We start from the raw sequence: 24,194 nt of genomic DNA, 5'->3' as shown, positions 1-24,194 counted from the left end.
CAAGCTGTAGTTCCATATCACCACAAAATGCGGGGGAAGCACTTGGACGAGACAATTGCGACATTCCTGATCCAGGACGGAGTCACCAACGGGGCGGTCTATGCGCTGTTGGGCCTGGCCATCGTACTGGTCTTTTCGGTCACGCGCGTGATCTTCATTCCCCAGGGCGAGTTTGTCGCCCATGGGGCGCTGACGCTTGCAATGCTGGATGCGGGCCGCGTGCCGGGCACGACCAAACTGCTTCTCTGTTTCGGCGCGGTCGGTTTTCTGCTCGACCTATGGCGCATGCGGCAGGACGCGCGGCTGACGCATTTGCTCCGCAGTATCGCCGTCAACCTCCTGCTGCCCGGGGTCGTATATGGTCTCGTCCTCGTTCTCGCGCCGTTGCAGTTGCCCTCCTTTGTGCGTGCGGCGATTACCATCGCTATCATCGCCCCGATGGGTTATTACGTCTATCGCATCGCCTACCGACCCCTCGCAGATGCATCGGTGCTGGTATTGCTGATCGCCTCGATCGGCGTGCATCTGGCAATCGTCGGCCTCGGCCTGATATTCTTCGGTCCGGAAGGCTTCCGTGCAGCGCCGCTGGATGACAGCAGCTTCACGCTCGGGCCAATGCTCGTCACCGTCCAAAGCCTGATGATTTACGTGGCAACCATTCTCATCATGGTCGGCCTGTATATCTTCTTCGACAAGACCTTGTTCGGCAAGGCGCTGAAGGCGACGGCGGTCAACCGGCTCGGCGCCCGGCTTGTCGGTGTGCGTACCGAGCTGACCGGGGCCACCGCCTTTGTCATGGCCGCCGCAATCGCCGCGATTTCAGGCGTGCTGATCGGGCCGATCACAACGATCTACTACGACACCGGCTTCCTGATCGGCCTAAAAGGCTTCGTCGCAGCCATTCTGGGCGGGATGGTAAGTTTTCCCGTGACCGCGATTGCGGCAATCGGCGTCGGACTGGTCGAATCCTTCGCATCCTTCTTCGCCAGCGATTTCAAGGAAATCATCGTGTTCGGCCTTATCGTCCCGGTCCTGATCTGGCTCTCGTTCGGCGCCAGCCATCACGAGGAGGAGTAAACGTGGTCAGCCATAAGCCTTCCTATCCTGGCATCGCCGCCGTCGCCATGCTCGCCGTCCTCCCCTTATTGCCGGTGCCGCCGTTCTGGATCACGCTCGTCAACAATATCGGTCTTGCCTCGCTCGTCGTGATCGGCCTCGTTCTTCTGACGGGCGTCGGCGGCTTGACCTCCTTTGGCCAGGCAGCCTTCTGCGGCTTCGGCGCCTATACGACGGCCGTGCTGACCACCGCCTACGGCCTTTCTCCGTGGATGACCTTGCCGCTGTCGCTGCTCGTTGGCGCCGTTGTCGCCTTGCCGCTGGGACTGATGACGGTCAGGCTCGCGGGGCATTATCTGCCGCTCGGCACCATCGCTTGGGGGCTGGCGATCTATTATCTCTTCGGCCGCATCGAAATGCTCGGCCGCTATGACGGCATATCCGGCATTCCCCCGCTTTCGCTTGCCGGCGAACCTATGCTGAGCGGCAGCTCCATCTACTATGTCATCTGGAGCTTCGTCATTGCAGTCGCGATCGGAGCGCAAAACCTGCTCGACAGCCGCGTCGGGCGCGGCATTCGGGCATTACGCGGAGGTGTCCAAGCCGCCGAAGCCTTTGGGGTCAATATTGAGCGCGCCAAGCTGACTGTTTTCGTTTTCGCTGCCGTGGTCGCGGCCCTTTCCGGCTGGCTCTATGCCCATATGCAACGTGCAATAAACCCCACGCCCTTCGGCCTCGACATGGGCATCACCTATTTGCTGATGGCCGTGGTCGGCGGTTCCGGTCGCGTCGGCGGGGCGATCTTCGGCGCAAGTGTCGTGCTGATACTCAAGGAAATCCTGCAGCGCCTGCTGCCCGGCCTCCTCGATACGACCGCAAATGCCGAAATGATCGTGTTCGGCGTGCTGCTCGTCGTCATATTGCAGTTCGCGCGCGACGGGCTGTGGCCGCTTTTGCAGAAATGGCTGCCGGCGCGCCCGCCGCGCAGGCTTCCAGTGGATGGCGGCACGCTCGGCAAGCGGCAGATGCCGGCCGCTGGCTCCACGCTGGTGCGGGTCGACAGGGTGCGCAAGGAGTTCGGCGGCCTCGTCGCCGTCAATGATGTCAGCTTCGAGATCAAAGCCGGACAGATCGTCGGTCTGATCGGCCCGAATGGCGCCGGCAAGAGCACGACCTTCAACCTGATTACCGGTATCCTCAACCTTTCCGGCGGTGAGGTCTCCTATGCCGGCGAACCGCTTTCAGGCCTCAATCCGCGGCTGATCGCCGAGCGCGGCATTGCCAGAACCTTCCAGCATGCCAAGGTCCTGCCAGGCATGTCGGTGCTGGAAAACGTGGCGCTCGGTTCGCATCTGCGTGGCACGGCCGGCGTATTCCGCAGCTTCTTCCGGCTCGACCGCAAGGAGGAGGAAGCGCTGCTCGCCGAGGCCGCCTATCAGCTCGACCGGGTCGGCCTGAGCGCCTATCGCGACCGGCCGGCCGGCGACCTGGCACTCGGGCAGATCCGCATTCTTGAGATCGCTCGCGCGCTTTGCCTCAACCCGACCCTGCTTCTGCTCGACGAGCCGGCAGCGGGTCTTCGCCACGGCGAAAAGCAGGAACTGGCCGATCTTCTCAAGAAACTGCGGGCGGAGGGCGTGAGTGTGCTGCTGGTCGAGCACGACATGGGTTTCGTCATGGGTCTGGTCGACCATCTCGTCGTGCTCGATTTCGGTACGTTGATCGCCGAGGGCAAGCCCGGCGATGTCAGGCAACATCCGGCCGTGATTGCGGCCTATCTCGGGAGTGCCGCATGACCGACAAGCTGCTCGAAATCAACCATATCCATGTCGCCTATGGCCGCGCCGAGGTGGTGCACGGCATCTCGCTGTCGATGACAGCCGGCAGCATCGTCACCGTCATCGGCGCCAATGGCGCCGGCAAGACCACCCTGCTCAACGCGATCATGGGCGTGGTGCCCTCGCGCGGCACCATCCTCTACAACGGCGCGCCGGTGCCCGATACGGTCGAAGGCCGGGTTGCCGCCGGGCTCTGCCTCGTGCCCGAGCGGCGCGAACTCTTCGGCTCCATGACGGTCGAGGACAATATCGAGCTTGGCGGCTTCCTGCGCTCCAGCGCCGAGCGTGCCGAGACGCGTGAAGAGGTTTATGCCCGCTTTCCCCGGCTTCGCGAACGCCGCAGGCAACTGGCCGGGACGCTTTCCGGCGGCGAGCGGCAGATGCTGGCACTGGCCCGCGCGCTGATGAGCCGGCCTCGGCTCTTGCTTCTCGACGAGCCGAGCCTCGGACTCGCACCGCTGATCGTCGCCGACATCCTGCGGATCGTCGCTGAACTGCGCCAGTCCGGCGTATCCATCCTGCTGGTAGAGCAGAACGCCCGCGCCGCGCTCGACATCGCCGACGAAGGCTATCTCGTCGAACTTGGAGAAGTACGCCGTTGCGGTCCGGCTGCAGAACTCGCCGTCGATCCGGGGCTGATGGCAAGCTATCTCGGTCCGGGCGTGCAAGCTCTTGCCTAGCAATCTCGCCTTGCCCGTCCGGCGGTCCATCGCAATCACGCGATAATGGCGGCTGCCGTTGCTGCGCCGGTTGCTACTCTTCCGGCTTGTCGGCGAAATGGCGGATTGCAAACTCAGCGATATTCTGACTCGCCCGATCGGCATCGTCGAGCAGCGAAGGAAATAGCTGCCACTGGTGCGGCATGCCCGGCCAGACTTCGGTCGTGACGTTCACCCCCGCCTGGCGCGCCTTGTCGGCAAGACGCAGCGTGTCGTCCAGCAGGGCCTCGCCGGAACCGACCTGCAGCAATAGCGGCGGAAAGCCCGTCAGGTCGGCATAGAGCGGCGATGCCTGGGGATCGGTCGGAGACTTTCGGCCGAGATAGGCCTTGCGCAAAATCTCGATCCAGTCTTTGCCGACCAGCGGATCGCTTTCGGCATTCGATGTCATCGATCCGCCCGTCGCGGCAAGATCAGTGATGGGGCTGAGCGCAATGACGGCCGCCGGCAGCGCCTTTCCGACCTGCATCTGCCGCAGCACGGTCTCGATCGCGATGTTGCCGCCGGCGCCGTCTCCTGCCACGACGATGTTGTCGTTCCGATAGCCATTGTCGAGAAGCCAGCGATAGGCCGTTAGCGCGTCGCTGATCTGCGCCGGATAGGTATATTCGGGCATCAGCCGATAATCGATGAGAAGGACGTCGCTGGATGCGGCCTTGGCGAGCGAGCCGGCAAGCAGGCTGTGCGTGCGGATGGAGCCGCTGGAGAAGCCGCCGCCATGAATATAGAGGATCACCCTTTCACCGATCGGGTGATGAAGACGGGCGGGCCACATCAGTTCCGCATCGACGCCGTCGGCATCGACCTGCCGAACCTGGATGCGTGTCGGCCCCGGCGTCGTCTCCATCAGCGACTTGAAAGCGGTGCGGCGCTGCTGCAGGCTATCGGCGCCGGCAAAGTGATCCTTCCAGAGGCCGACGAGTTTTTCGACCTGCTCGCGCGAGGCCTGGCTTTGCGGTCCGACATCCTGCCCGAACGCTGCCGATGCCGATAGCATCAGCGCGGCCAAAGCGGCAAACAGATATTTGAGCCGCTTTGGCGTTCTTCGATTTGGCACAATCCGACCCTTCATCAACCTCTCCCGATGATGCTGGTGATGGCGGTATCTTTGGCCGCTTCGTCCAGCAGAGTCAAAAGGGGGACGGGCATGAACCTCACGCTTTTTATGCGCCCGCCTCATCCGATGGCCGAAAAGAAAAACGACAATCCCTGCCGGCGCGGCTTGCCAATTGCCGCGCTTCCGTCGGAAATAAGCTGCCCTGCCCTAACCCGGCGCTTCGGCTCGCGCTGGCATGAAGGATTACCGATGACCACCATTTACCTTGCCGGCCCGGAAGTCTTTCTTCCCGATGCCATGCCCGTCATGGCCGAAAAACGCCGATTGGCCCGCCAGTTCGGTTTCGAACCGACCGGTCCCGGCAGCGACGAAAACCAGACGCCGGTGAAGCGGACGGCAGCAGAGATCTACGCACGCAACGACGACGCCATGCGCCGGGCCGATATCTGCCTTGCCAACATCACGCCGTTTCGGGGCGTCAGCGCCGACCCGGGCACGGTCTACGAAATCGGATTCATGATCGCGCTCGGAAAATCGGTCTTCGCCTATACCAACCACCCCGACGACTATGGCCTGCGTGTTCGTTCGATCTGGTATGCGGGGCTGGAGATCGATGTCGCGAGCGGACGCCCGCGCGGACCCGATGGCATCGCGATCGAAAATCACGGCATGGCCGATAACCTGATGATCGACGGGGGCATCGAGGCGACGGGAGGCAAGGTATTCCGTGCCGCAGAGCTGCCTGAGGATCCTGCCCGCGACCTGACGATTTATCTTGAGGCGCTTCAGACGATCGCCGGCATGCGCGGATAGGAATTGAGCGTCTTTACTCCGCCCTGATCGCGTCGATGACCGCCCTGAAACCCGCCGACATATGGCGGCGGCTCGGATAGTAGAGATAGAGCGGTTCCTCCGGCTGGCACCAGTCGTCGAGCACCTGGATCAGCTCGCCGCCAGCAACGGCTTTTTCGACACGGGGCTCCCAGATATAGGCAAGGCCGACGCCGCCCAGCGCCGCCTGCATCATCAGTTCGTGGTCATCGAGCGACAACGATCCGGTCGGCTGAAAGCTCACCGTCTGGCCGTCCTTCTCGAATTCCCAGGCATAACGCGCACCTGATGGAAACATGTTCTGGATGCAGAGATGGCGCTTGAGCTCGTGGGGCGTTGCCGGCTTCGGCCGGGTCTCGAAATAGGCGGGCGAACCGACCACGACCAGGCGCATCCGGGGCTTGATGCGTAGCGCGATCATGCCCTCGGTGACGCGCTCCCCGAAACGGATGCCGGCATCGAAACCCTCCTCGACGATATCGACCAGCCTGTCGGTCGCGTTGATCTCTAGCTGCAAATTCGGATTGCGCTGGAGCAACGGGGCAATGATGCGGCCGATGACGAAGGGACCGATCGAATTCGGCACGTTGATCCTCACCTTGCCGAAGGGCGTGTCGCGATAACGGTTCAACGCATCGAGCGCCGCCGCCATTTCCTCGAAGGCCGGATCGAGATGGGAGATCAGGAGTTCGCCGGCTTCGGTCAACGAAACGCTGCGTGTCGTGCGGTTGAGCAGACGGATGCCGATCCGGTCCTCGAGATTGCGCACGGCATGGCTGACGGCAGAGGCAGTGACGCCCCGCTCCTCCCCGCCTTGCGGAAGCTCTCATGCCTCGCCACCGCCGCGAAGGCCGCAAGTTCGGAGAGTTCGGTCGCGCGCATTGCTGAATTTCACTCATCATAGTTTCAAGAATAGTAAATCTTATACATCAGCAAATTATCGATCAAATTCGTCCCGTCAACACAGAGACACGACACCAGCACAATCACTCAGCACAAAGGATTTCGTCATGAAAATCTGGTTCATCACTGGTGCATCCCGCGGCTTCGGCGCGCTGATGACCAAGGAAGCGCTGGCCGCCGGCGATGGCGTCATCGCCACCGCCCGCAATCCAAAGACAGTGACCGAGCAGTTCGGTGATCATCCGAACCTCATTGCCGTCGCCCTCGACGTTACCAATGAGGCGCAGGCGAAAGAGGCTGCGGCTGCCGGCATCGCCCGCTTCGGCCGCATCGATGTTCTCGCCAACAATGCCGGCTACGGATTGCTCGGCGCAGTCGAGGAGGCCACCGCCGAAGAGATCGAAAAGCTCTATGCCACGAACGTCTTTGGTCTCCTGAAGGTGACACGCGCCGTACTGCCCTATATGCGCCGCCAGCGCTCCGGCCATGTCCTGAACTTCTCCTCGATCGGCGGTTATTTCGGCTATCCCGGCTGGGGTGTCTACGGCTCGACGAAATTCGCCGTCGAGGGGCTGTCGGAATCGATGGCCGCCGAACTCGAACCCTTCGGCATCAAGGTGACGATCATCGAACCCGGATTCTTCCGGACGGACTTCCTTTCCGACACGTCGCTGGCGGTCAGCCCGGCCTCCATTGCCGACTACGAAGGCACGCCGGCCGGCAACATGCGCAATTTCGCCGCCGACGCCAACCATGCGCAGCCCGGCAATCCTGCCAAGCTCGCTGCCGGTATCATGACGATTGTCAACTCGGCCAACCCGCCGCTGCGCATGCCGTTCGGCAGCGATACGGTGGCTATGATCGAGGCGCAGCATGCGAGCGTCGAAAAGGAACTGGCCGCCTGGCGGGAGCTCGCTCTCTCTACGGATTTTGCAAGCGAAACGACGGCTGTGGCCTGAAGAGGCAAAACCGATGCCGCCGATGCATCCACATTTCCGGATGCGGCGGCGGCACATCTTGACGCGGGAAGGAACGCCTTGCGGCAAATTGGCATTCGCCTCTCGGCACGTGCCGAGGCCGGTCTCATAACGATCCAGGCGCTGGTGACGCAGCTGGATCGGGAGAAACCGGCGCGACAGCTGATGGCAAGGAAAAGACGGCCAGGGCCGGCCGCCTTCCATTACTTTCCGACCTGCTCCGCCCAGTTCGGCGCCTTGCCGCCGCCGTCGAAGAAGGTCATCGCCACGGTTGCCACGAGGGGCGAGGCGAAGGTCTCGTAGTGGGTGAGATCGGGCAGGATCGCCAGTCGGTTCTTCGACATGTTCTCCCGCATCCAGCCCGCGTCGCGCAGACCGCCGCCGAGCTTGTGATAGAAGTCGATCATGTGCTCTGGGCGTATCATGTCAGCATCGCCGTAGATCAGCATGACAGGCATGGTGAGCTTGGCGACAGCATCGCTATAATCGATGGGTTTGCGCATCAACGCCCCCATGGCGTCGAGCAGCTTTGGAAATTCTGAAACATCGGGCGCCACCGCCTTGTAGGAGAGGAACATCGGCGTGTCCTTCATCATCTCGGCCATGCCGGCGCCCACGGCCGCCTGCTGCGGCAGCATCTCCGGGAAGAAGCCGTTCTGAGCATAGGGCGCCGAGAGGATCACCAGCCGGCGGACCCGGTCGGGCGCACTCGCTGCCATATTCAGCGCCACACCGCCACCGAAGGAATAGCCGAAGACGTCGACCTTGTCGTAGCCGAGTTGCTTCACCAGGATCGCGAGATCGGCGCCGATATCCGGAAGCTCGATCGGCCGATTCCCGAGCGGCGTGCGGCCATGGCCCTGGAGATCGACGGCGATCACCTGCCGGTGATCGGTGAAAACAGGCATGACAGGCGTAAACATCTCGATCTGCCCGAGGCCGCCGTGCAGCAGCAGCAGTGGTTCGCCCTCGCCGCGGATCTCATAATAATAATCGATGCCGTTGACCGGCACGCTTCCCTTCCTGATGATCGGTGTGGCTGCCTTGTCCTCGATGGAAGGCGCGCCGCCGGCGCCTGCCATATCGAGGGCGGCCAGGAAGGCGGCCGCGGTTGCGATCATCGATATCAGCCTCATCTTCGACATGTTCCTTGCTCCATGTTTGCATCGATACCGCAAGGACGGCAGTGGCGATCCTTTTCCGACACTCTGTTTCGAAATTTCAGCCAACCGCCTTTATGCCATTTCTATATTTTCGCCCCTCGCCCCGAATGGATTTCCTATCGCGGCCGGCAGTAGACTCTCGCCATCGCTGCAAAGGTCAAATGCCATGCGAAATATCTCCGCCTTCCACCCTCTCCGCCCACGCAGGATCAGGCGCGGCGGCCGGCAGATACGTGAAAAGCGCACGGCCTGGGTGCTGATCGTCTTCAGCGTTCTGCTCGCCTGCGTCGAAGTTCACATCGTCTACGCCGCGCTCTGAGCCTTTCCACGCGCGGTTCCGAGCCGGTAACACGCAGACTGCCGAACGGCCGATTTCCAACTTTTCTTTAACCGGCTTGCTGGTAAAATCTCGGCGCAGAGACTTGAGACAGCACGAGACAGATGCCGAAACCGAATTTCCGCTTCACCCATTACGATCTCAGGGAACAGCGCGCGGGGACAATCGTCGAGGTGTCGTTGAATGCGGTGAACAATGTGCGGCTGATGACGGCGCCGAATTTCCAGCGCTTCACCGAGGTTCTCGATTTCAAATATATCGGCGGCGTGGCGCGCAAGTCGCCGGTCAAGCTTGCCGTTCCGGAAGGCGGTCACTGGCATGTCGTCGTCGATATGGAAGGGCATCACGGGCTGGCGGAATCCACCGTCAAGGTGATCGCCGCGCCAGCCAATCAGAAGATGCCGCGGTCCTCCTGACGTTCAGCGTGGATTGCGCTCCTTGCGAAGCTTCGCCCACCATTCCAGCCGCTTGCGAATCTCACGTTCGAAACCGCGTTCCGGCGGGTCGTAGAAGGTCTGCCGGCCCATTTTTTCCGGAAAATAGTCCTGGCCGGAAAAGGCGTCCGGCTCGTCATGGTCGTAGCGGTAGCCCTCGCCATACCCCTCGCCCTTCATCAGCTTGGTCGGCGCATTGAGGATGTGCTTCGGCGGCAGCAGCGAGCCGTTCTGCTTGGCGGCCTGGCTTGCGGCCTTGAAGGCGGTGTAGACGGCGTTCGATTTCGGCGCGGTGGCGAGATAGACGCAGGCTTGGGCCAGAGCCAATTCCCCTTCCGGCGAGCCGAGATACTCATAGGCGTCCTTGGCGGCATTGCAGATCACCAGCGCCTGCGGATCGGCAAGACCGATATCCTCCACCGCCATGCGCACCAGCCGCCGGCCGAGATAGAGCGGATCCTCGCCGGCATCGAACATGCGGGCGAGATAATAGAGGGCGGCGTCGGGGTCCGAGCCGCGCACGGATTTATGCAGTGCGGAGATCAGATTGTAGTGGCCGTCCTGGGCCTTGTCATAGACCGGAGCGCGGCGCTGAACGATACGCGTCAGGCCTTCGGTATCGAAGGTCTCGCCTTCGCGCGCCGCGCGCCAGACCTCCTCTGCGAGCGTCAGCACCGCGCGGCCGTCGCCGTCGGCCATGCGGATCAGGCTGGCGCGCGCATCCTCCTTCAGCGGCAGCGGCTTCTGCTCGATCGCCTCGGCGCGCTTCAGCAATTCTTCCAGGCTTTCCTCGTCGTGCGACTTGAAGGTCAGGACGCGGGCGCGCGACAAAAGAGCGGCATTAAGCTCGAAGGACGGATTTTCGGTGGTGGCGCCGACGAGGATGACGGTGCCATCCTCCATAACAGGCAGGAAGCTGTCCTGCTGGGCGCGGTTGAAACGATGGATCTCGTCGACGAAGAGCAGCGTCTGGCGGCCGTCCATGCGGCGCATGCGGGCCGCCTCGAACACCTTCTTCAGATCGGCGACGCCAGAAAAGATCGCCGAGATCTGCTCGAAGGCCAGCCCGGCCTCGCCCGAAAGCAGCCGCGCCACCGTCGTCTTGCCGGTGCCGGGCGGGCCCCAGAAGATCATCGAGCCGAGCGAACCGCTTTCGATCATCCGTTTCAGCACGCCATCCTCACCGGTCAGATGGTCCTGGCCAGTGACGTCGGCAAGCGTCTTCGGCCGCAACCGGTCGGCAAGCGGCCGCCTGGCGGCGACCTCCTCCGGAACACGCGGCGCGAAGAGATCATTGCTCATCGGAAGAACTGCCGGATGCGCTGACCATCACGCTCGATCTCCACCCGCCAGAGCCCGGGGTCGCTCTCGGCGATCTCGGAAAGTTCGCTGGTGGTCTTCACATCGGTGCCATTGATCGAGATGATGATATCCTTCGGTTCGAAACCGAGACGGGCGGCGGGCGAACCCTCCTTCACGTCGGAGACCACGACACCTGCCGACTCGGGCGGCATGCGCAGCTCGTCGGCGACACGCGGCGACAGGTTCTCAACGACGGCGCCGCTAAAGGGGGTTCGCCCGCCGATCGTGCGCTGATCTCGCGGCGAGGTTTCCGGGGCGCGATCGAGCGTCAGCGGCAGTTGCGCCTCGCGGCCGTTCTCGACGACAGTGAGTTTGACCGACTTGCCGAGACCGGCCGTCGTCAACCGGTAAAGCAGTGCATCCGGATGTTCGACAGAAATGCCGTCGACTGCGGTGACGATTTCGCCGGCCTTCAGCCCGGCCTTGGCGGCCGGGCCGCCTTCCGAAACCTTGACGACGAGCGCGCCGCGAACCTTGTTCAGCCCCAGCGCCTCAGCGACTTCGGAAGTCACGGCATCGAAGCTCGCACCGACATAGGGCCGCTCGAAGGATTTGACGCCGGCATCGGCCGAGGCGAGGAAAACCTTGACCAGATTGGCGGGGATGGCGAAGCCAATGCCGTTCGAGCCGCCGCCGCGCGAGAAGATCGCCGTGTTGATGCCGATCAGTTCGCCTTTCATGTTCATCAGCGCGCCGCCGGAATTACCGGGATTGATCGAGGCATCGGTCTGGATGAAGAAGCCGAACTCATTCCTGACCACCTGGTTGCGGGCAAGTGCGGAGACGATACCGCTCGTCACCGTCTGGCCGACGCCGAAGGGATTGCCGATCGCCAGCACGAGATCGCCGACCTCGACCGCATCGGAATTGCCGATCGGCAATGTCGGGAAACTTTCCTTGGTGTCGATCTTCAGCACGGCAAGATCGACACGATCGTCCCGCAGCACCACCTTGCAGGGGAATTCGCGCCCATCAGGCAGCGCCACCTTGATGTCGTCGGCGCCTTCGACGACGTGATTGTTGGTCACAACAGTGCCGTTCGCCTCGACTATGACGCCGGAACCGAGCGAGGACTGCTTCTCCGAGCGATTCGGCATCTGCTGGCCGAAGAACTGCTCGAAGAAGGGGTCGCCGGCAAAAGGCGACTGCCGCCGAACGGTCTTTTCCGCATAGACATTGACGACAGCGCCCGACGTCTGTTTGACGAGCGGCGCGAAAGAGAGCTGCATCTGCATCTGGCTCTCGGGCACGGTCTTTGCGGTCTGCGCATTGGCCGCAGCCGGCAGAGCGAGCATAAGAGCGAGTAGCGAGACGGAGGCGCGCTTGAACAGGCCTTGCATGGGTATCCCTTTTGAATCCTCTTGTGGATCGTTTTAGAGCATGATGCCGAAAAGTGTGAGCGGTTTTCGGACGACATCGTGCTCTATCTATTTAATGCGAACAGCATTCAGATTTCAGGTCGAACCGGCCCAAAATCATCCTGTTCTGCGGCCCGACGCTAGAAAGGAAAGAGGGCGGAAGCATGGAAGAATAAGGCAGTCGGGGCTTCAGGAGATTTTGCTTGAGGCCTTTGCGAATTTGATTCAGGAAGACCGGTCATGCAACTGATATCAAAAGCCAAAATCTGGGCGAAGTCACTGAAGCGTGACATCGTCGCGCTGTGGCTCGCTGCGCGCGATGCTAGGGTGCCCTGGTATGCAAAAGCAGTGGCGGGCGCCGTCGCGGCCTATGCCCTGTCGCCGGTCGATCTCATCCCGGATTTCATTCCCGTGCTCGGCTATCTCGACGATCTCGTCATCGTGCCGCTCGGCATCCTGCTGGCGACGTGGCTCGTTCCGCCTGCGGTAATGAGCGAGCTTCGCGAAGAAGCCGCAAGACGCATCGAACGCCCTTCCGGCCGGAGCGGCCTGATCTTCATCCTTGTCGTCTGGCTTGCCTGCATCATCTTCCTGGCTCTGGCAGTGCGCAAGCTGATCTGATCGGCGGCAAGGAGACTTTGAATGATGACAATGAGAGCGATGACGGTAGCCCTTGGTTTTGCAGCTGCAAACTTCGCGTCGGGCATGGCGCAGGCGGCGAGCTTCGACTGCGATGCGAAAGAATTGAAGCCGGACGAAAAGACGATCTGCGACAACCGCGCCCTCAACGATGCCGACGTGAAGATGGCGACGACCTTCGAGCTGCTCTCCGGCCTGCTGGCCATGGGCTCACGTGGGACATTGCAGGACGAGCAGACGGCCTGGCTGAAGAAGCGGCAGGAATGCGGGGCGGATGCCGCCTGCCTCAAGGCCGCCTATGAGGAGCGGCTGAAGCAGCTCGGCGAGACCTATAAAAACATCAACCGGCCGCTTTGAAAGCGACCGGTCGACAGAGCAGTTGATAGATTCGAGCGATCAGCGGGCGTTCAGATCGCGCACAGCGCCGCGATCGGCGCTCGTTGCGAAAGCGGCGTAGGCCTTCAGCGCCGTGGTGACGTTGCGCTTGCGGACTTCTGTGGGATGCCAGCCCTTGCTATCCTGCTCGGCGCGGCGGGCGGCAAGCTCGGTTTCGCTGACGCGCAGGCTGATGGTGCGGTTCGGGATGTCGATGTCGATCATGTCGCCTTCGCGCACCAGGCCGATCGTGCCGCCATTGGCCGCTTCCGGCGAGACATGGCCGATCGAGAGGCCCGATGTGCCGCCGGAGAAGCGGCCATCGGTGATCAGCGCACAGGCCTTGCCGAGACCCTTCGACTTCAGGTAGCTCGTCGGATAGAGCATTTCCTGCATGCCGGGGCCGCCCTTCGGGCCTTCATAGCGGATGACGACGACGTCGCCGGCCTTGACTTCATTGGCGAGGATCGCCTTGACCGATGCATCCTGGCTTTCGAAGACCCGTGCCGGACCGGAGAATTTCAGGATCGATTCATCGACACCGGCGGTCTTGACGATGCAGCCGTCGATCGCGAGGTTGCCCTTGAGCACGGCAAGGCCGCCATCTTTCGAGAAAGGATGTTCGACCGAGCGGATGACGCCGTTCTGGCGATCCGTGTCGAGATCGTCCCAGCGGGCTTCCTGGCTGAAGGCGACCTGGGTGGGGATGCCGCCGGGAGCTGCGCGATAGAAATTGCGGACTGTGTCGCTGTTGGTGCGGGTGATGTCCCAGCGGTCGATGGCGTCGCCCAGCGTCTCGGCATGCACGGTCGGGCAATCGCGGTTCAGCAGCCCGCCCTTGTCGAGCTCTCCGAGGATCGACATGATGCCGCCGGCGCGGTGGACGTCTTCCATATGCACGTCACTCTTGGCGGGCGCGACTTTCGACAGGCACGGCACCCGGCGCGACAGCGCGTCGATATCGGCCATGGTGAAATCGACCTCGCCTTCATGGGCGGCGGCAAGGATGTGCAGGACGGTGTTGGTCGAGCCGCCCATGGCGATATCGAGCGCCATGGCGTTCTCGAAGGCCTGCTTGGAGGCGATGGTCCGCGGCAGCGCCTTGACGTCGTCCTGCTCGTAATAGCGGCGGGCGAGATCGACGATCAGGTGACCAGCCTCGACAAAGAGGCGCTTGCGGTCGGCATGAGTGGCAAGCGTCGAACCGTTGCCGGGCAGCGACAGGCCGAGCGCCTCCGTCAGGCAATTCATCGAGTTTGCGGTAAACATGCCGGAGCACGAACCGCAGGTCGGACAGGCTGAACGCTCAATGACCTTGACGTCTTCATCGGAGATTTTGTCATCGGCAGCCGCGACCATGGCGTCGACGAGATCGAGCGCATGCGTCTTTCCATGCAGCACCACCTTGCCCGCTTCCATCGGACCGCCTGAGACGAAGACGGTCGGGATATTGAGGCGCAGCGAGGCCATCAGCATGCCCGGAGTGATCTTGTCGCAGTTGGAAATGCAGACCATCGCGTCGGCGCAATGGGCATTGACCATATATTCGACGCTGTCGGCAATGAGCTCGCGCGACGGCAGCGAATAGAGCATGCCGTCATGGCCCATGGCGATGCCGTCGTCGACGGCGATCGTGTTGAATTCCTTGGCGACACCGCCGGCCGCCTCGATTTCGCGGGCGACGAGCTGGCCGAGATCCTTCAGGTGCACGTGGCCGGGCACGAACTGCGTGAAGGAATTCACCACCGCGATGATCGGCTTGCCGAAATCCGAATCCTTCATGCCCGTGGCGCGCCAAAGGCCGCGCGCGCCTGCCATGTTGCGGCCGTGGGTCGTGGTTCTGGAACGGTAAGCTGGCATCGGTGTCTTCCTCGACGTGTCGGAAATGTTCAGGCGAAGCCAAGCGGCATGAAGCCTGCGGGCCGGGCGAACGCTGCCTTTTGGGATTGTCCTAATCCAATCGACGGGGGCTGTCACTACCGGCAAGGTCAAATCCGGTACGCTGCGGGAAAGGCACCTCGAGCGTAATCGATGATATACGGTTCGGCGCCAGGTTTTGTTACAGCCTATTCCATCACAGCCGAACACAAAAAATTGGCTTCCCGTCGTCGCGATTCAAGGCATAGCTAATCCAAACATGCGGGCGGTTCGTTTAAGAACTATATTCAAGAAATCCGCCCTGGAGGTTTCGACATGCCAAGCTATCGCCCCCCCAAGATCGCGTCGTCGGAGATCACGCCGCGCCAGATCTATATGCGCCGCCGGGAATTCCTCGGTGCTGCAACGCTCGGCGCCATGGCGCTTTATGGCGCCGGCAAGGCGAGTGCGGCCGCCCTTTCGGCCGTCGAGAGCAAGTATAAGGTCGACGAGAAGCCGACGCCGCTCAAGGACGTCACCACCTACAACAATTTCTATGAGTTCGGCCTCGACAAGGGCGATCCGGCGGCAAATTCCGGTGATTTCAAGCCGCTGCCCTGGACGGTCAAGGTCGACGGCATGGTCAACAAGCCTGGCACCTTCGACATCGAGGCGCTGATCAAGGAATTTCCGATCGAGGAGCGCACCTACCGGATGCGCTGCGTCGAGGCATGGTCGATGGTCATTCCCTGGGACGGCTTTCCGCTGGCATCGCTGCTCGACAAGGTGGAGCCGCTCGGCAGCGCCAAATATGTCGCCTTCGAAACCGTGGTGCGGCCGGAGGAGATGCCGGGGCAGAAGGGTTTCTTCCAGTCGCTCGACTGGCCCTATGTCGAAGGTCTGCGGCTCGACGAGGCGCGCCACCCGCTGACGCTGCTTGCCGTCGGCCTCTATGGTGAAACGCTGCCGAACCAGAACGGCGCGCCGATCCGCCTGGTCGTGCCGTGGAAATACGGCTTCAAGGGCATCAAGTCGATCGTCAGGATCACTCTCACCGACCAGCAGCCGAAGAATACCTGGCAGGTCACCAATCCGCAGGAATACGGCTTCTACGCCAACGTCAACCCTACCGTCGACCATCCGCGCTGGAGCCAGGCGAGCGAGCGGCGCATCGGCGAAAGCGGCTTCTTCGGCGCGAGCCGCCGACCCACCCTGCCCTTCAACGGCTATGCCGACGAGGTGGCGAGCCTCTACGCCGGCATGGACCTGAAGGCGAATTTCTGATGGCGGAACTGTCGCTCGCCATCCCGAAACGCTGGCAACCCGCCTCGGTCTGGCTGCTTTATGCCGTGGGGCTTCTGCCGGCCGCCTGGACCTTCTATCTCGGCGCGACCGATCAGCTCGGCGCCGATCCGGTCAAGACCTTCGAGCTCTTCCTCGGCATCTGGACGATCCGCTTCCTGATTGTGACACTTGCCATCTCGCCGGCCCGCGAGCTGTTCGGCTGGAATTATCTGCGCTACCGCCGCGCGCTCGGCCTTTTGACCTTCTACTACGCGCTGATGCACTTCACCGTCTACATGGTGCTCGACCAAGCGATGGATATCCAAGCGGTCATCAACGATGTGCTGAAGCGCCCTTTCATCATGTTCGGCATGGCGGCCCTGGCGATGCTTATTCCGCTGGCGGCGACGTCCAACAATTTCTCGATCCGCCGTCTCGGGAAGAACTGGAACCGGCTGCATCGTCTCGTCTACATCATCGCCGCCAGCGGAGCGCTGCACTTCGCGCTTTCGACCAAGATCCTCGATCTCGAGCAATATATCTATGTCGGGCTGATCATCGCCCTCATCCTCTACCGCTCCTGGCGGCCGATCGCCCGCAGCCGGAAGAAAGCACAAGGAGGGCCGCGCGGCCGGCCCGTCGGCTCATCAGCTTCGCGACAATCGGTTTAACGCCGCTCAGGCGAGGATGGCCTATGTACGGGATCAAAAGCATAGGTCGCAGCTATCCCGATCGCGTAAGCCAAAATATTCCAAGGCGAGAAGCCCCCAAGCAGTAAAGCTCCGGCGGTCGTCAGTCGAAATGCATCGAGCCTGGGTGTGTGGTAGAGCCGGAAGAATTCAACGCAGATGGCAACCGCCAGCGCCAAACGCTGCAATTCCTGCAGCCGGCGTTCTTGCACGATGGAAGGCATCGACCTCGGCCTTGCTGCGCGCCCTGAAAGCGACATGAATCCGGGTCAGCGGCGGCGGGCTCTCCGCCTGCTGGATCTCGAACAGGCAGCCACTACCGATATCGAAGGCCAGAAGACGTTCTCCTTACCGAAGGTTAGCCGGTAACTCAGGGGTAAGAACGCTTTTTCGTCGAAGGGCTTGCTCCTCGACAAATCACCCACCGCGACGGTTATGTGGTCGATCATGGCGCTGCTCACTCATCAAATGCCAGCACAAATAAAAAAGCCGGGCGCAAAGGCCCGGCTTTCCAGCTTTCCGAAAGCGGAAATCTTAGGCAGCGACGGCCTGCTCTTCGGCAGCGACGCGGGCCTTGTCGGCTGCGCCCTTGGCATAGGTGTCGCGATCAACGAATTCGACAACGGCCATGGCGGCATTGTCGCCCTGGCGGAAGCCGGCCTTCATGATGCGCAGGTAGCCGCCGTTGCGGGTGGCGTAACGCGTTGCGATCGTGTCGAACAGCTTCGAAACGACGGCGGCGTCGCGGATCTGCGAAATCGCCTGACGGCGAGCGTGCAGGTCACCGCGCTTGCCGAGCGTGACGAGCTTCTCGACGATCGGACGAATTTCCTTGGCTTTCGGCAGGGTCGTGACGATCTGCTCGTGGGTAATCAGCGAAGCCGCCATGTTGGCGAACATCGCCTTGCGGTGGCTTGCAGTTCTATTCAGCTTGCGGCCGGCTTTACCATGGCGCATTGCTATTCTCCTTTAATGCAGGTGCCCTTTACACTGAGCGGGCCTGCCGTTTCCTGGCACATGCAGGCGATCGGCCTGCTGTTTGACGGGGAAAGGCAGTCGAAAGAGCCTGCCTTTTGTTTTCTCAATATTGGTCTTCGTAACGCTTGGCGAGATCTTCGATGTTCTCGGGCGGCCATGCCGGCACTTCCATGCCGAGGTGCAGGCCCATGGAAGCGAGAACTTCCTTGATTTCGTTCAGCGACTTGCGACCAAAATTCGGTGTGCGGAGCATTTCTGCTTCGGTCTTCTGAATGAGGTCGCCGATGTAGACGATGTTGTCGTTCTTCAGGCAGTTTGCCGAACGGACCGACAGTTCGAGTTCGTCCACCTTCTTCAGGAGAGCCGGGTTGAAAGCGAGTTCGGTGACTGCTTCCTCTTCGGTTTCCTTCTGCGGCTCGTCGAAGTTGACGAAGACGCCAAGCTGATCCTGGAGGATGCGCGCCGCGAAAGCGACGGCGTCTTCGCCGGTGATCGAGCCATCGGTTTCGATGGTCATGTTCAGCTTGTCATAGTCGAGAACCTGTCCTTCGCGGGTGTTTTCAACCTTGTAGGACACCTTCTTGACCGGCGAATAAAGGCTGTCGACCGGGATGAGACCGATCGGAGCATCTTCCGCACGATTGCGTTCGGCAGGAACGTAGCCCTTGCCGTTGTTGACGGTGAATTCCATGCGGATTTCGGCGCCCTCGTCGAGCGTGCAGATCACATGCTCGGGGTTGAGGATTTCGATATCGCCGACCGTCTGAATGTCGCCAGCCGTAACAACGCCCGGGCCCTGCTTGCGCACGACCATGCGCTTTGCGTCGTCGCCATCCATCTTGATGGCGATTTCCTTGATGTTGAGCACGATGTCCGTCACGTCTTCGCGGACGCCCGGAATCGAGGAGAATTCATGCAGCACGCCGTCGATCTGCACCGCCGTGACGGCGGCACCGCGCAGCGAGGAGAGCAGAACGCGACGCAGCGCGTTGCCGAGGGTGAGGCCGAAGCCGCGCTCCAGCGGTTCGGCAACAAGCGTCGCCCTGGTGCGCGAGCTCGAGGAGAACTCCACCTTGTTCGGCTTGATCAGTTCCTGCCAGTTCTTCTGAATCATGAGTTTGCCTTCCGTTCGTTGCCACCATCCAATCGTGGCAACCGAGCTTGAAAACCACCGGGAGCGCGAAGGCGCTCACCGGTGACGAGAGCGATGATCAGACGCGGCGCTTCTTGCGCGGACGGCAGCCATTGTGCGGGATCGGGGTCACGTCGCGGATGGACGTGATCATGAAACCCGCAGCCTGGAGCGCGCGCAGAGCCGATTCACGACCCGAACCCGGGCCGCAGACTTCGACTTCCAGCGACTTCATGCCGTGCTCCTGGGCCTTCTTGGCGCAGTCTTCGGCAGCGATCTGAGCGGCGAACGGAGTCGACTTGCGCGAGCCCTTGAAGCCCTTGGCGCCAGCCGACGACCAAGCGATCGCATTGCCCTGCGCATCGGTGATGGTGATCATCGTGTTGTTGAAGGTCGAGTTGACGTGAGCGACACCCGACGAGATATTCTTGCGCTCGCGACGGCGAACGCGGACGGCTTCCTTAGCCATGCTATTCCTTTCGTTGATCTCTTCACCGCCGTAATACCAGCGGCTACACCGGAACGGCGCCTATATGGTCCCGCTCCAAACTCAAAAGAGGCCGGCGCAGACCGCCAGCCCCCTCATCCCGGTTTCCCGGAAATTACTTCTTCTTACCAGCGATTGCCTTTGCCGGCCCCTTGCGGGTGCGGGCATTGGTGTGCGTGCGCTGGCCGCGAACCGGAAGGCCGCGGCGATGACGCAGGCCGCGGTAGCAGCCGAGGTCCATCAGGCGCTTGATGTTCATCGCGGTATCGCGACGAAGATCACCCTCGACCTGATAGTCACGGTCGATGGCTTCGCGGATCTGAAGGACTTCGGCGTCCGTCAGCTGATGCACACGGCGTTCAGCCGGGATACCGACCTTCTCGACGATTTCCTGTGCGAATTTCGGACCGATCCCGTGAATGTAGGTCAGCGCGATGACCACGCGCTTTGCAGTCGGGATGTTGACGCCAGCGATACGTGCCACGCCTGTTCTCCTTGCATTCCAGTTGCCATCCGGCAAGTGGGCTTCGTTATGCGGTCTTTGGAACCGCTCGTTCAGATTTACGTCCGCAACATGTCAAAACGACCGCACCCGGACTTCCCTGGGAAATCCGCGCCGATCGCATGGAATGTCGCGAGTTGGCGCGGTGTTTAGCGGAATCACTGCTGAAAAGCAACCGTTCCGCCAAGTTTTATTTTCAAAGCCTTAAAGCTTAGAAAGAATGGCTTCGACCTCGGCGGTCACCTGATCGATCTCGGCCATGCCGTCGACCGACCTAAGCTTTCCCTTGGCATGATAGTAGCCGATCAGCGGTGAGGTTTCCTTGTAATAGACCTGCAGCCGCGCCGTCATGGTTTCCGGAGTGTCGTCCGGACGGCGCTTGAAGTGGGTTGAACCGCACTTGTCGCAAACGCCTTCCTTGGCCGGAACCTTGTCGGTGTCGTGATAGACGCTACCGCACTGCGCGCAGGAGTAGCGACCGGCAACGCGACGAACCAGTTCGGCATCATCGACTCGGAATTCGACGACGACGGAGAGATCGAGACCCTTTGCCTTCAGCATCGCCTCGGTGGCGTCCGCCTGGACCAGCGTCCGGGGGAAGCCGTCGAGAATGAAGCCGTTGGCGCAATCAGGCTGGTCGATTCGCTCCGAAACGATGGCAATGACGATCTCATCCGAGACCAGCTTGCCGGCGTCCATCACCGCCTTGGCGCGCTTGCCGACTTCCGTGCCCGCATTGACCGCCGCACGCAGCATATCACCCGTGGAAAGCTGCGGAATGCCGTGCTTTTCCACGATCCGCTGGGCCTGGGTTCCCTTGCCCGCGCCCGGCGGTCCCAAAAGGATAAGTCTCATCGCCCCCTCTTTCCTCCACGCAACTTCGATTTCTTGATCAGGCCTTCGTATTGCTGCGCGATCAGGTGACCCTGGATCTGTGCCACCGTATCAAGAGTTACGCTAACCACGATCAAAAGCGAAGTCCCACCAAGGGCTAATGGAATGCCGGTTTGCGACACCAGAATCTCGGGAAGGATGCAGACGAAGACGAGATAGATCGCGCCGATGACAGTGATACGGGTCAGCACGTAGTCGATGTATTCGGCGGTGCGCTCACCCGGACGGATGCCGGGAATGAAGCCGCCATGCTTCTTCAGATTGTCGGCCGTGTCCTTCGGATTGAAGACGATGGCAGTGTAGAAGAAGGCGAAGAAGGCGATCAGTGCCGCGTAGAGCACCATGTAGAGCGGCTGACCATGGCCGAGCGCCGCAACGATCGACGTCGCCCAGGCCGGCATAGCGGTGGTGCTGGCAAAGCCAGCAATCGTTGCCGGCAGCAGCAGCAGCGACGACGCGAAAATCGCCGGGATGACGCCCGAGGTGTTGAGCTTCAGCGGCAGATGCGAGGTGTCGCCCTGGAACATGCGATTGCCGACCTGGCGCTTCGGATACTGAATCAGCAGCCGGCGCTGCGCACGTTCGACGAAGACGATGATGCCGATGACCGCGATCGCAACGATAATGACGAGCAGGATGAGCGGGGTCGACAGCGCACCGGTGCGGCCGAGTTCGAGCGTGCCGGCAAGGGCCGCAGGAAGGCCGGCGGCGATGCCGGCGAAGATGATCAGCGAAATGCCGTTGCCGATGCCGCGCGAGGTGATCTGCTCGCCGAGCCACATCAGGAACATCGTGCCGCCGAGCAGCGTCAGGACGGTGGAAACGCGGAAGAACCAGCCCGGATCGACGACGAGGCCCTGACCGCTCTCAAGACCGGCGGCAATGCCGTAGGCCTGCAGTGCACCGAGAATCACCGTACCGTAACGGGTGTACTGGTTGATGATCTTACGGCCCTGTTCACCTTCCTTCTTCAGGTTTTCGAGCGCTGGCACGACCGAGGTCATCAGCTGCACGATGATCGAGGCGGAAATGTAGGGCATGATGCCGAGCGCGAAGATCGCCATGCGCTCGACGGCGCCGCCCGAAAACATGTTGAAAAGGCCGAGGATGCCGCCTGCCTGGCCGCGGAAAGCCTGGGCATAGGCTTCGGGGTTGAGACCCGGAAGCGGAATATGGGTACCGAGCCTGTAGACGAGGAGAGCTGCCAGTGTGAACCACAGGCGCTTCTTCAAATCCTCGGCTTTGGCAAAGGTCGAAAAATTGAGGTTGGATGCCAATTGTTCCGCTGCAGAAGCCATGCGATTCTCCGCGCTACCAATTCCGACCGTCTCTGGGGGACAGGCCGGCCCCGGAATCAGTATGAAAATTATCCAAAACCGGGCTTGGAACGGATTGCAGCGCAACCCCATGCCTCACCCTTGTTTCCAGTCTTACCGGCATGACGCGGGGGCGCCAGCCAACATTTTGTGAGGCCCACATATGGGAGCAAAATCGCCCGGTGTGAAGCACCCCGGGCGACATATCATCAGATTATTATTCGGCTGCAGCAGGAGCCGAAAGCAGGGTCACGCTGCCGCCAGCCTTTTCGATCTTCTCGACGGCAGGCTTGGAAGCGCCTGCGACGACGATGGTGATCTTGGCCTTGAGCTCGCCGTCGGCGAGAACGCGGACGCCGTCCTTGGCGCGGCGGATGACACCGGCAGCCTTGAGGGAGGCTGCGTCAACGGTGGCCTTCGCATCGAGCTTGCCGGCGTCGATCGCAGCCTGGATACGGGCGAGCGACACGACGACGAAGTCGGAAGCGAAGATGTTGTTGAAGCCGCGCTTCGGCAGGCGACGATAGATAGGCATCTGGCCGCCTTCGAAGCCGTTGATGGCGACGCCGGAACGGGACTTCTGACCCTTCACACCGCGACCACCGGTCTTGCCCGAGCCCGAGCCGATACCGCGGCCGAGGCGCTTGCGGCTGTGGGTCGAGCCTTCGTTGTCCTTGATTTCATTGAGTTTCATGAGCGTTTCCTCCGTCTCACTTCTCGTCGACGACGCGAACGAGATGCTGGACAGCACGGATCATGCCGCGAACCGAAGGGGTATCCTCCAGCGTGCGGCGACGGTGCATCTTGTTCAGTCCGAGACCGATCAGCGTGCGCTGCTGGACGTCCGGACGGCGAATCGGGCTGCCGATCTGTTCGATCGTGACAGTCTTCGCTTCAGCCTTCTTGGTAGCCTTGGCCATTGGTCAGCTCCTCTTATTCTTCAGAGGCGTTGCCGGAGGCGCTACGACGAGCCTGCAGCGTTGCATACTTGATGCCGCGCTGAGCTGCGATGTCCTTCGGGTGAACCTGGTGCTTCAGAGCGTCGAAGGTGGCGCGAACCATGTTGTAGGGGTTCGACGAACCGGTCGACTTGGCGACGACGTCGTGCATGCCGAGCGTTTCGAAAACGGCGCGCATCGGACCGCCGGCGATGATGCCGGTTCCGACCTTGGCCGAGCGCAGCAGAACCTTGCCGGCGCCGTGGCGGCCATGAACGTCGTGATGCAGCGTACGGCCGTCACGCAGCGGTACGAAAATCAGTTCGCGCTTGGCGGCTTCGGTTGCCTTGCGGATGGCTTCCGGCACTTCGCGCGCCTTGCCATGGCCAAAGCCGACGCGGCCCTTCTGGTCGCCGACGACGACGAGTGCTGCGAAACCAAAACGACGGCCGCCCTTGACGACCTTGGCGACGCGGTTGATCGCGACAAGCTTGTCGACGAATTCGCTATCGCGCTCTTCACGGCTCTGGCGGTCTTCCCGCTGCGGCCTTCTTTCCTGTGCCATTGTCCTCTTCCTTTTTCTTTTCCGGGTGCAATCGGCAAACAAATGAGGACCGCATCAGCCTCCCCTTCTTGGGGAGTGCCTTGCGATCCGGCGAAAATCCGGCCGGCGCAAAAGCGTCCGGCCGGAAACTGATCAGAAGGTGAGACCGCCTTCGCGGGCCGCTTCGGCGAGAGCCTTGATGCGGCCGTGATAGATGAAGGCGCCACGGTCGAACACGACTTCCGACACGCCGGCCTTGGAGGCGCGCTCGGCGACGAGCTTGCCCACTGCAGCAGCGGCGGCGGTATCGGCACCGGTCTTCAGAGAACCGCGCAGATCCTTGTCGAGGGTGGAGGCGGACGCAAGCGTCTTGCCGGCCACATCATCGATGATCTGGGCATAGATGTTCTTCGAGGAGCGATGAACCGACAGGCGCGGACGGCCATTGGCCACCGACTTGATATGACGGCGCACGCGGTTGGCACGACGTGCAAGTGCTTCTTTCCTGCTAGCCATTTCGCGTG

The 24,194-nt window shown here is 61.7% G+C and carries 25 protein-coding genes and 4 pseudogenes; 11 read left to right on the top strand and 18 right to left on the bottom strand.

Annotated features, from left to right (window positions below; genetic code table 11):
* The first annotated feature begins 42 nt into the window (after positions 1-42).
* The 3 genes and pseudogenes from A7X77_RS07440 to A7X77_RS07430 form a co-directional block, all read left to right on the top strand.
* Entirely contained in the window at positions 43-1,077 is a 1,035-nt protein-coding gene (locus tag A7X77_RS07440; RefSeq protein ID WP_064682282.1) for a branched-chain amino acid ABC transporter permease, read from the top strand.
* 47 nt (positions 1,078-1,124) lie between these two features.
* Positions 1,125-2,852 carry a branched-chain amino acid ABC transporter ATP-binding protein/permease gene (locus tag A7X77_RS07435; protein ID WP_082928777.1) on the top strand — a complete coding sequence of 576 codons (1,728 nt, stop codon included), beginning with the start codon at positions 1,125-1,127 and terminating at the stop codon, positions 2,850-2,852.
* Positions 2,849-3,337, top strand: a pseudogene (locus tag A7X77_RS07430) (ABC transporter ATP-binding protein); the annotation flags it as partial. The gene A7X77_RS07435 and the pseudogene A7X77_RS07430, both read left to right, overlap by 4 nt.
* Positions 3,338-3,647: 310 nt before the next feature.
* Here the strand turns inward: A7X77_RS07430 and A7X77_RS07425 are convergent.
* Positions 3,648-4,622: an alpha/beta hydrolase gene (locus tag A7X77_RS07425; protein WP_197486807.1), complete on the bottom strand. Its 975-nt coding sequence runs from the start codon at positions 4,620-4,622 to the stop codon at positions 3,648-3,650.
* Positions 4,623-4,919: 297 nt separating this feature from the next.
* Between A7X77_RS07425 and A7X77_RS07420 the strand changes: the two genes are divergently transcribed.
* Complete coding sequence (locus tag A7X77_RS07420) at positions 4,920-5,483, top strand: nucleoside 2-deoxyribosyltransferase (protein ID WP_064682343.1); 564 nt, start codon at positions 4,920-4,922, stop codon at positions 5,481-5,483.
* Between the two features lie 13 nt (positions 5,484-5,496).
* Here the strand turns inward: A7X77_RS07420 and A7X77_RS07415 are convergent.
* A pseudogene (locus A7X77_RS07415) lies at positions 5,497-6,383 on the bottom strand (LysR family transcriptional regulator).
* 128 nt (positions 6,384-6,511) lie between these two features.
* On the opposite strand from A7X77_RS07415, the gene A7X77_RS07410 reads away from it, so the two are divergent.
* A complete protein-coding gene (locus A7X77_RS07410) occupies positions 6,512-7,363 on the top strand; it encodes an oxidoreductase (protein WP_064682278.1) in 852 nt (283 codons plus the stop codon).
* Between the two features lie 221 nt (positions 7,364-7,584).
* On the opposite strand, the gene A7X77_RS07405 is transcribed toward A7X77_RS07410, so the two are convergent.
* Entirely contained in the window at positions 7,585-8,526 is a 942-nt protein-coding gene (locus A7X77_RS07405) for an alpha/beta fold hydrolase (RefSeq protein WP_064682277.1), read from the bottom strand.
* Between the two features lie 184 nt (positions 8,527-8,710).
* On the opposite strand from A7X77_RS07405, the gene A7X77_RS33415 reads away from it, so the two are divergent.
* Together A7X77_RS33415 and A7X77_RS07400 are read left to right on the top strand one after the other, a co-directional pair.
* Complete coding sequence (locus A7X77_RS33415) at positions 8,711-8,863, top strand: hypothetical protein (protein WP_197486804.1); 153 nt, start codon at positions 8,711-8,713, stop codon at positions 8,861-8,863.
* A 122-nt stretch (positions 8,864-8,985) separates the two neighbouring features.
* Entirely contained in the window at positions 8,986-9,297 is a 312-nt protein-coding gene (locus A7X77_RS07400) for a DUF1883 domain-containing protein (protein ID WP_064682276.1), read from the top strand.
* Between the two features lie 3 nt (positions 9,298-9,300).
* On the opposite strand, the gene A7X77_RS07395 is transcribed toward A7X77_RS07400, so the two are convergent.
* Together A7X77_RS07395 and A7X77_RS07390 are read right to left on the bottom strand one after the other, a co-directional pair.
* Positions 9,301-10,617: a replication-associated recombination protein A gene (locus A7X77_RS07395; RefSeq protein WP_064682275.1), complete on the bottom strand. Its 1,317-nt coding sequence runs from the start codon at positions 10,615-10,617 to the stop codon at positions 9,301-9,303.
* On the bottom strand, positions 10,614-12,017 hold the full coding sequence (locus A7X77_RS07390; RefSeq protein ID WP_064682274.1) for a DegQ family serine endoprotease: 1,404 nt from the start codon (positions 12,015-12,017) through the stop codon (positions 10,614-10,616). Before A7X77_RS07390 ends, A7X77_RS07395 begins: the two co-directional genes overlap by 4 nt.
* Positions 12,018-12,275: 258 nt before the next feature.
* Here A7X77_RS07390 and A7X77_RS07385 point away from each other — a divergent pair, with 258 nt between their 5' ends.
* Positions 12,276-12,656, top strand: a complete 381-nt coding sequence (locus A7X77_RS07385) for a YkvA family protein (RefSeq protein WP_064682273.1) — start codon at positions 12,276-12,278, stop codon at positions 12,654-12,656.
* Positions 12,657-12,677: 21 nt separating this feature from the next.
* Complete coding sequence (locus tag A7X77_RS07380; protein ID WP_064682272.1) at positions 12,678-13,031, top strand: lysozyme inhibitor LprI family protein; 354 nt, start codon at positions 12,678-12,680, stop codon at positions 13,029-13,031.
* Positions 13,032-13,070: 39 nt separating this feature from the next.
* Here the strand turns inward: A7X77_RS07380 and ilvD are convergent, their stop codons facing one another.
* A complete protein-coding gene (gene ilvD, locus A7X77_RS07375) occupies positions 13,071-14,909 on the bottom strand; it encodes a dihydroxy-acid dehydratase (RefSeq protein WP_064682271.1) in 1,839 nt (612 codons plus the stop codon).
* Between the two features lie 333 nt (positions 14,910-15,242).
* On the opposite strand from ilvD, the gene msrP reads away from it, so the two are divergent.
* Positions 15,243-16,190 carry a protein-methionine-sulfoxide reductase catalytic subunit MsrP gene (gene msrP, locus A7X77_RS07370; protein WP_064682270.1) on the top strand — a complete coding sequence of 316 codons (948 nt, stop codon included), beginning with the start codon at positions 15,243-15,245 and terminating at the stop codon, positions 16,188-16,190.
* A complete protein-coding gene (gene msrQ / locus A7X77_RS07365; RefSeq protein WP_064682269.1) occupies positions 16,190-16,861 on the top strand; it encodes a protein-methionine-sulfoxide reductase heme-binding subunit MsrQ in 672 nt (223 codons plus the stop codon). Before msrP ends, msrQ begins: the two co-directional genes overlap by 1 nt.
* Here the strand turns inward: msrQ and A7X77_RS32010 are convergent.
* The 12 genes and pseudogenes from A7X77_RS32010 to rplR form a co-directional block, all read right to left on the bottom strand.
* A pseudogene (locus tag A7X77_RS32010) lies at positions 16,858-17,055 on the bottom strand (DUF2809 domain-containing protein); the annotation flags it as partial. The gene msrQ and the pseudogene A7X77_RS32010 overlap by 4 nt on opposite strands.
* Positions 17,045-17,328: pseudogene (locus A7X77_RS33810) on the bottom strand (VOC family protein); the annotation flags it as partial. The pseudogenes A7X77_RS33810 and A7X77_RS32010, both read right to left, overlap by 11 nt.
* An 85-nt stretch (positions 17,329-17,413) precedes the next feature.
* Positions 17,414-17,836: a 50S ribosomal protein L17 gene (gene rplQ, locus A7X77_RS07355; RefSeq protein WP_010029289.1), complete on the bottom strand. Its 423-nt coding sequence runs from the start codon at positions 17,834-17,836 to the stop codon at positions 17,414-17,416.
* A 124-nt stretch (positions 17,837-17,960) separates the two neighbouring features.
* Positions 17,961-18,971 carry a DNA-directed RNA polymerase subunit alpha gene (locus tag A7X77_RS07350; RefSeq protein WP_003547579.1) on the bottom strand — a complete coding sequence of 337 codons (1,011 nt, stop codon included), beginning with the start codon at positions 18,969-18,971 and terminating at the stop codon, positions 17,961-17,963.
* Between the two features lie 97 nt (positions 18,972-19,068).
* The gene (gene rpsK / locus A7X77_RS07345) at positions 19,069-19,458 is read right to left on the bottom strand and encodes a 30S ribosomal protein S11 (protein ID WP_003547577.1); all 390 of its coding nucleotides are present in this window, start codon (positions 19,456-19,458) and stop codon (positions 19,069-19,071) included.
* Between the two features lie 133 nt (positions 19,459-19,591).
* Positions 19,592-19,960: a 30S ribosomal protein S13 gene (rpsM, locus tag A7X77_RS07340; protein WP_003573772.1), complete on the bottom strand. Its 369-nt coding sequence runs from the start codon at positions 19,958-19,960 to the stop codon at positions 19,592-19,594.
* Between the two features lie 222 nt (positions 19,961-20,182).
* Positions 20,183-20,833 (bottom strand): adenylate kinase, encoded by a 651-nt coding sequence (locus tag A7X77_RS07335; RefSeq protein ID WP_064682267.1) that lies wholly within the window; start codon positions 20,831-20,833, stop codon positions 20,183-20,185.
* On the bottom strand, positions 20,830-22,170 hold the full coding sequence (gene secY, locus A7X77_RS07330; RefSeq protein ID WP_064682266.1) for a preprotein translocase subunit SecY: 1,341 nt from the start codon (positions 22,168-22,170) through the stop codon (positions 20,830-20,832). The genes A7X77_RS07335 and secY overlap by 4 nt, the downstream gene beginning before the upstream one ends.
* Before the next feature lie 235 nt (positions 22,171-22,405).
* Positions 22,406-22,882: a 50S ribosomal protein L15 gene (rplO, locus tag A7X77_RS07325; protein ID WP_038688291.1), complete on the bottom strand. Its 477-nt coding sequence runs from the start codon at positions 22,880-22,882 to the stop codon at positions 22,406-22,408.
* A gap of 16 nt (positions 22,883-22,898) precedes the next feature.
* Positions 22,899-23,108, bottom strand: a complete 210-nt coding sequence (rpmD, locus tag A7X77_RS07320; RefSeq protein WP_003547566.1) for a 50S ribosomal protein L30 — start codon at positions 23,106-23,108, stop codon at positions 22,899-22,901.
* A 13-nt stretch (positions 23,109-23,121) separates the two neighbouring features.
* Positions 23,122-23,691: a 30S ribosomal protein S5 gene (gene rpsE / locus A7X77_RS07315; protein ID WP_003573784.1), complete on the bottom strand. Its 570-nt coding sequence runs from the start codon at positions 23,689-23,691 to the stop codon at positions 23,122-23,124.
* A 132-nt stretch (positions 23,692-23,823) separates the two neighbouring features.
* Positions 23,824-24,186: a 50S ribosomal protein L18 gene (gene rplR / locus A7X77_RS07310; RefSeq protein ID WP_064682265.1), complete on the bottom strand. Its 363-nt coding sequence runs from the start codon at positions 24,184-24,186 to the stop codon at positions 23,824-23,826.
* Positions 24,187-24,194 lie beyond the last annotated feature (8 nt).

It is taken from the genome of Rhizobium bangladeshense, from assembly GCF_001662075.1.
GTDB classification, from domain to species: domain Bacteria; phylum Pseudomonadota; class Alphaproteobacteria; order Rhizobiales; family Rhizobiaceae; genus Rhizobium; species Rhizobium bangladeshense_B.
This window is presented reverse-complemented; position numbering and strand designations above follow the sequence as displayed.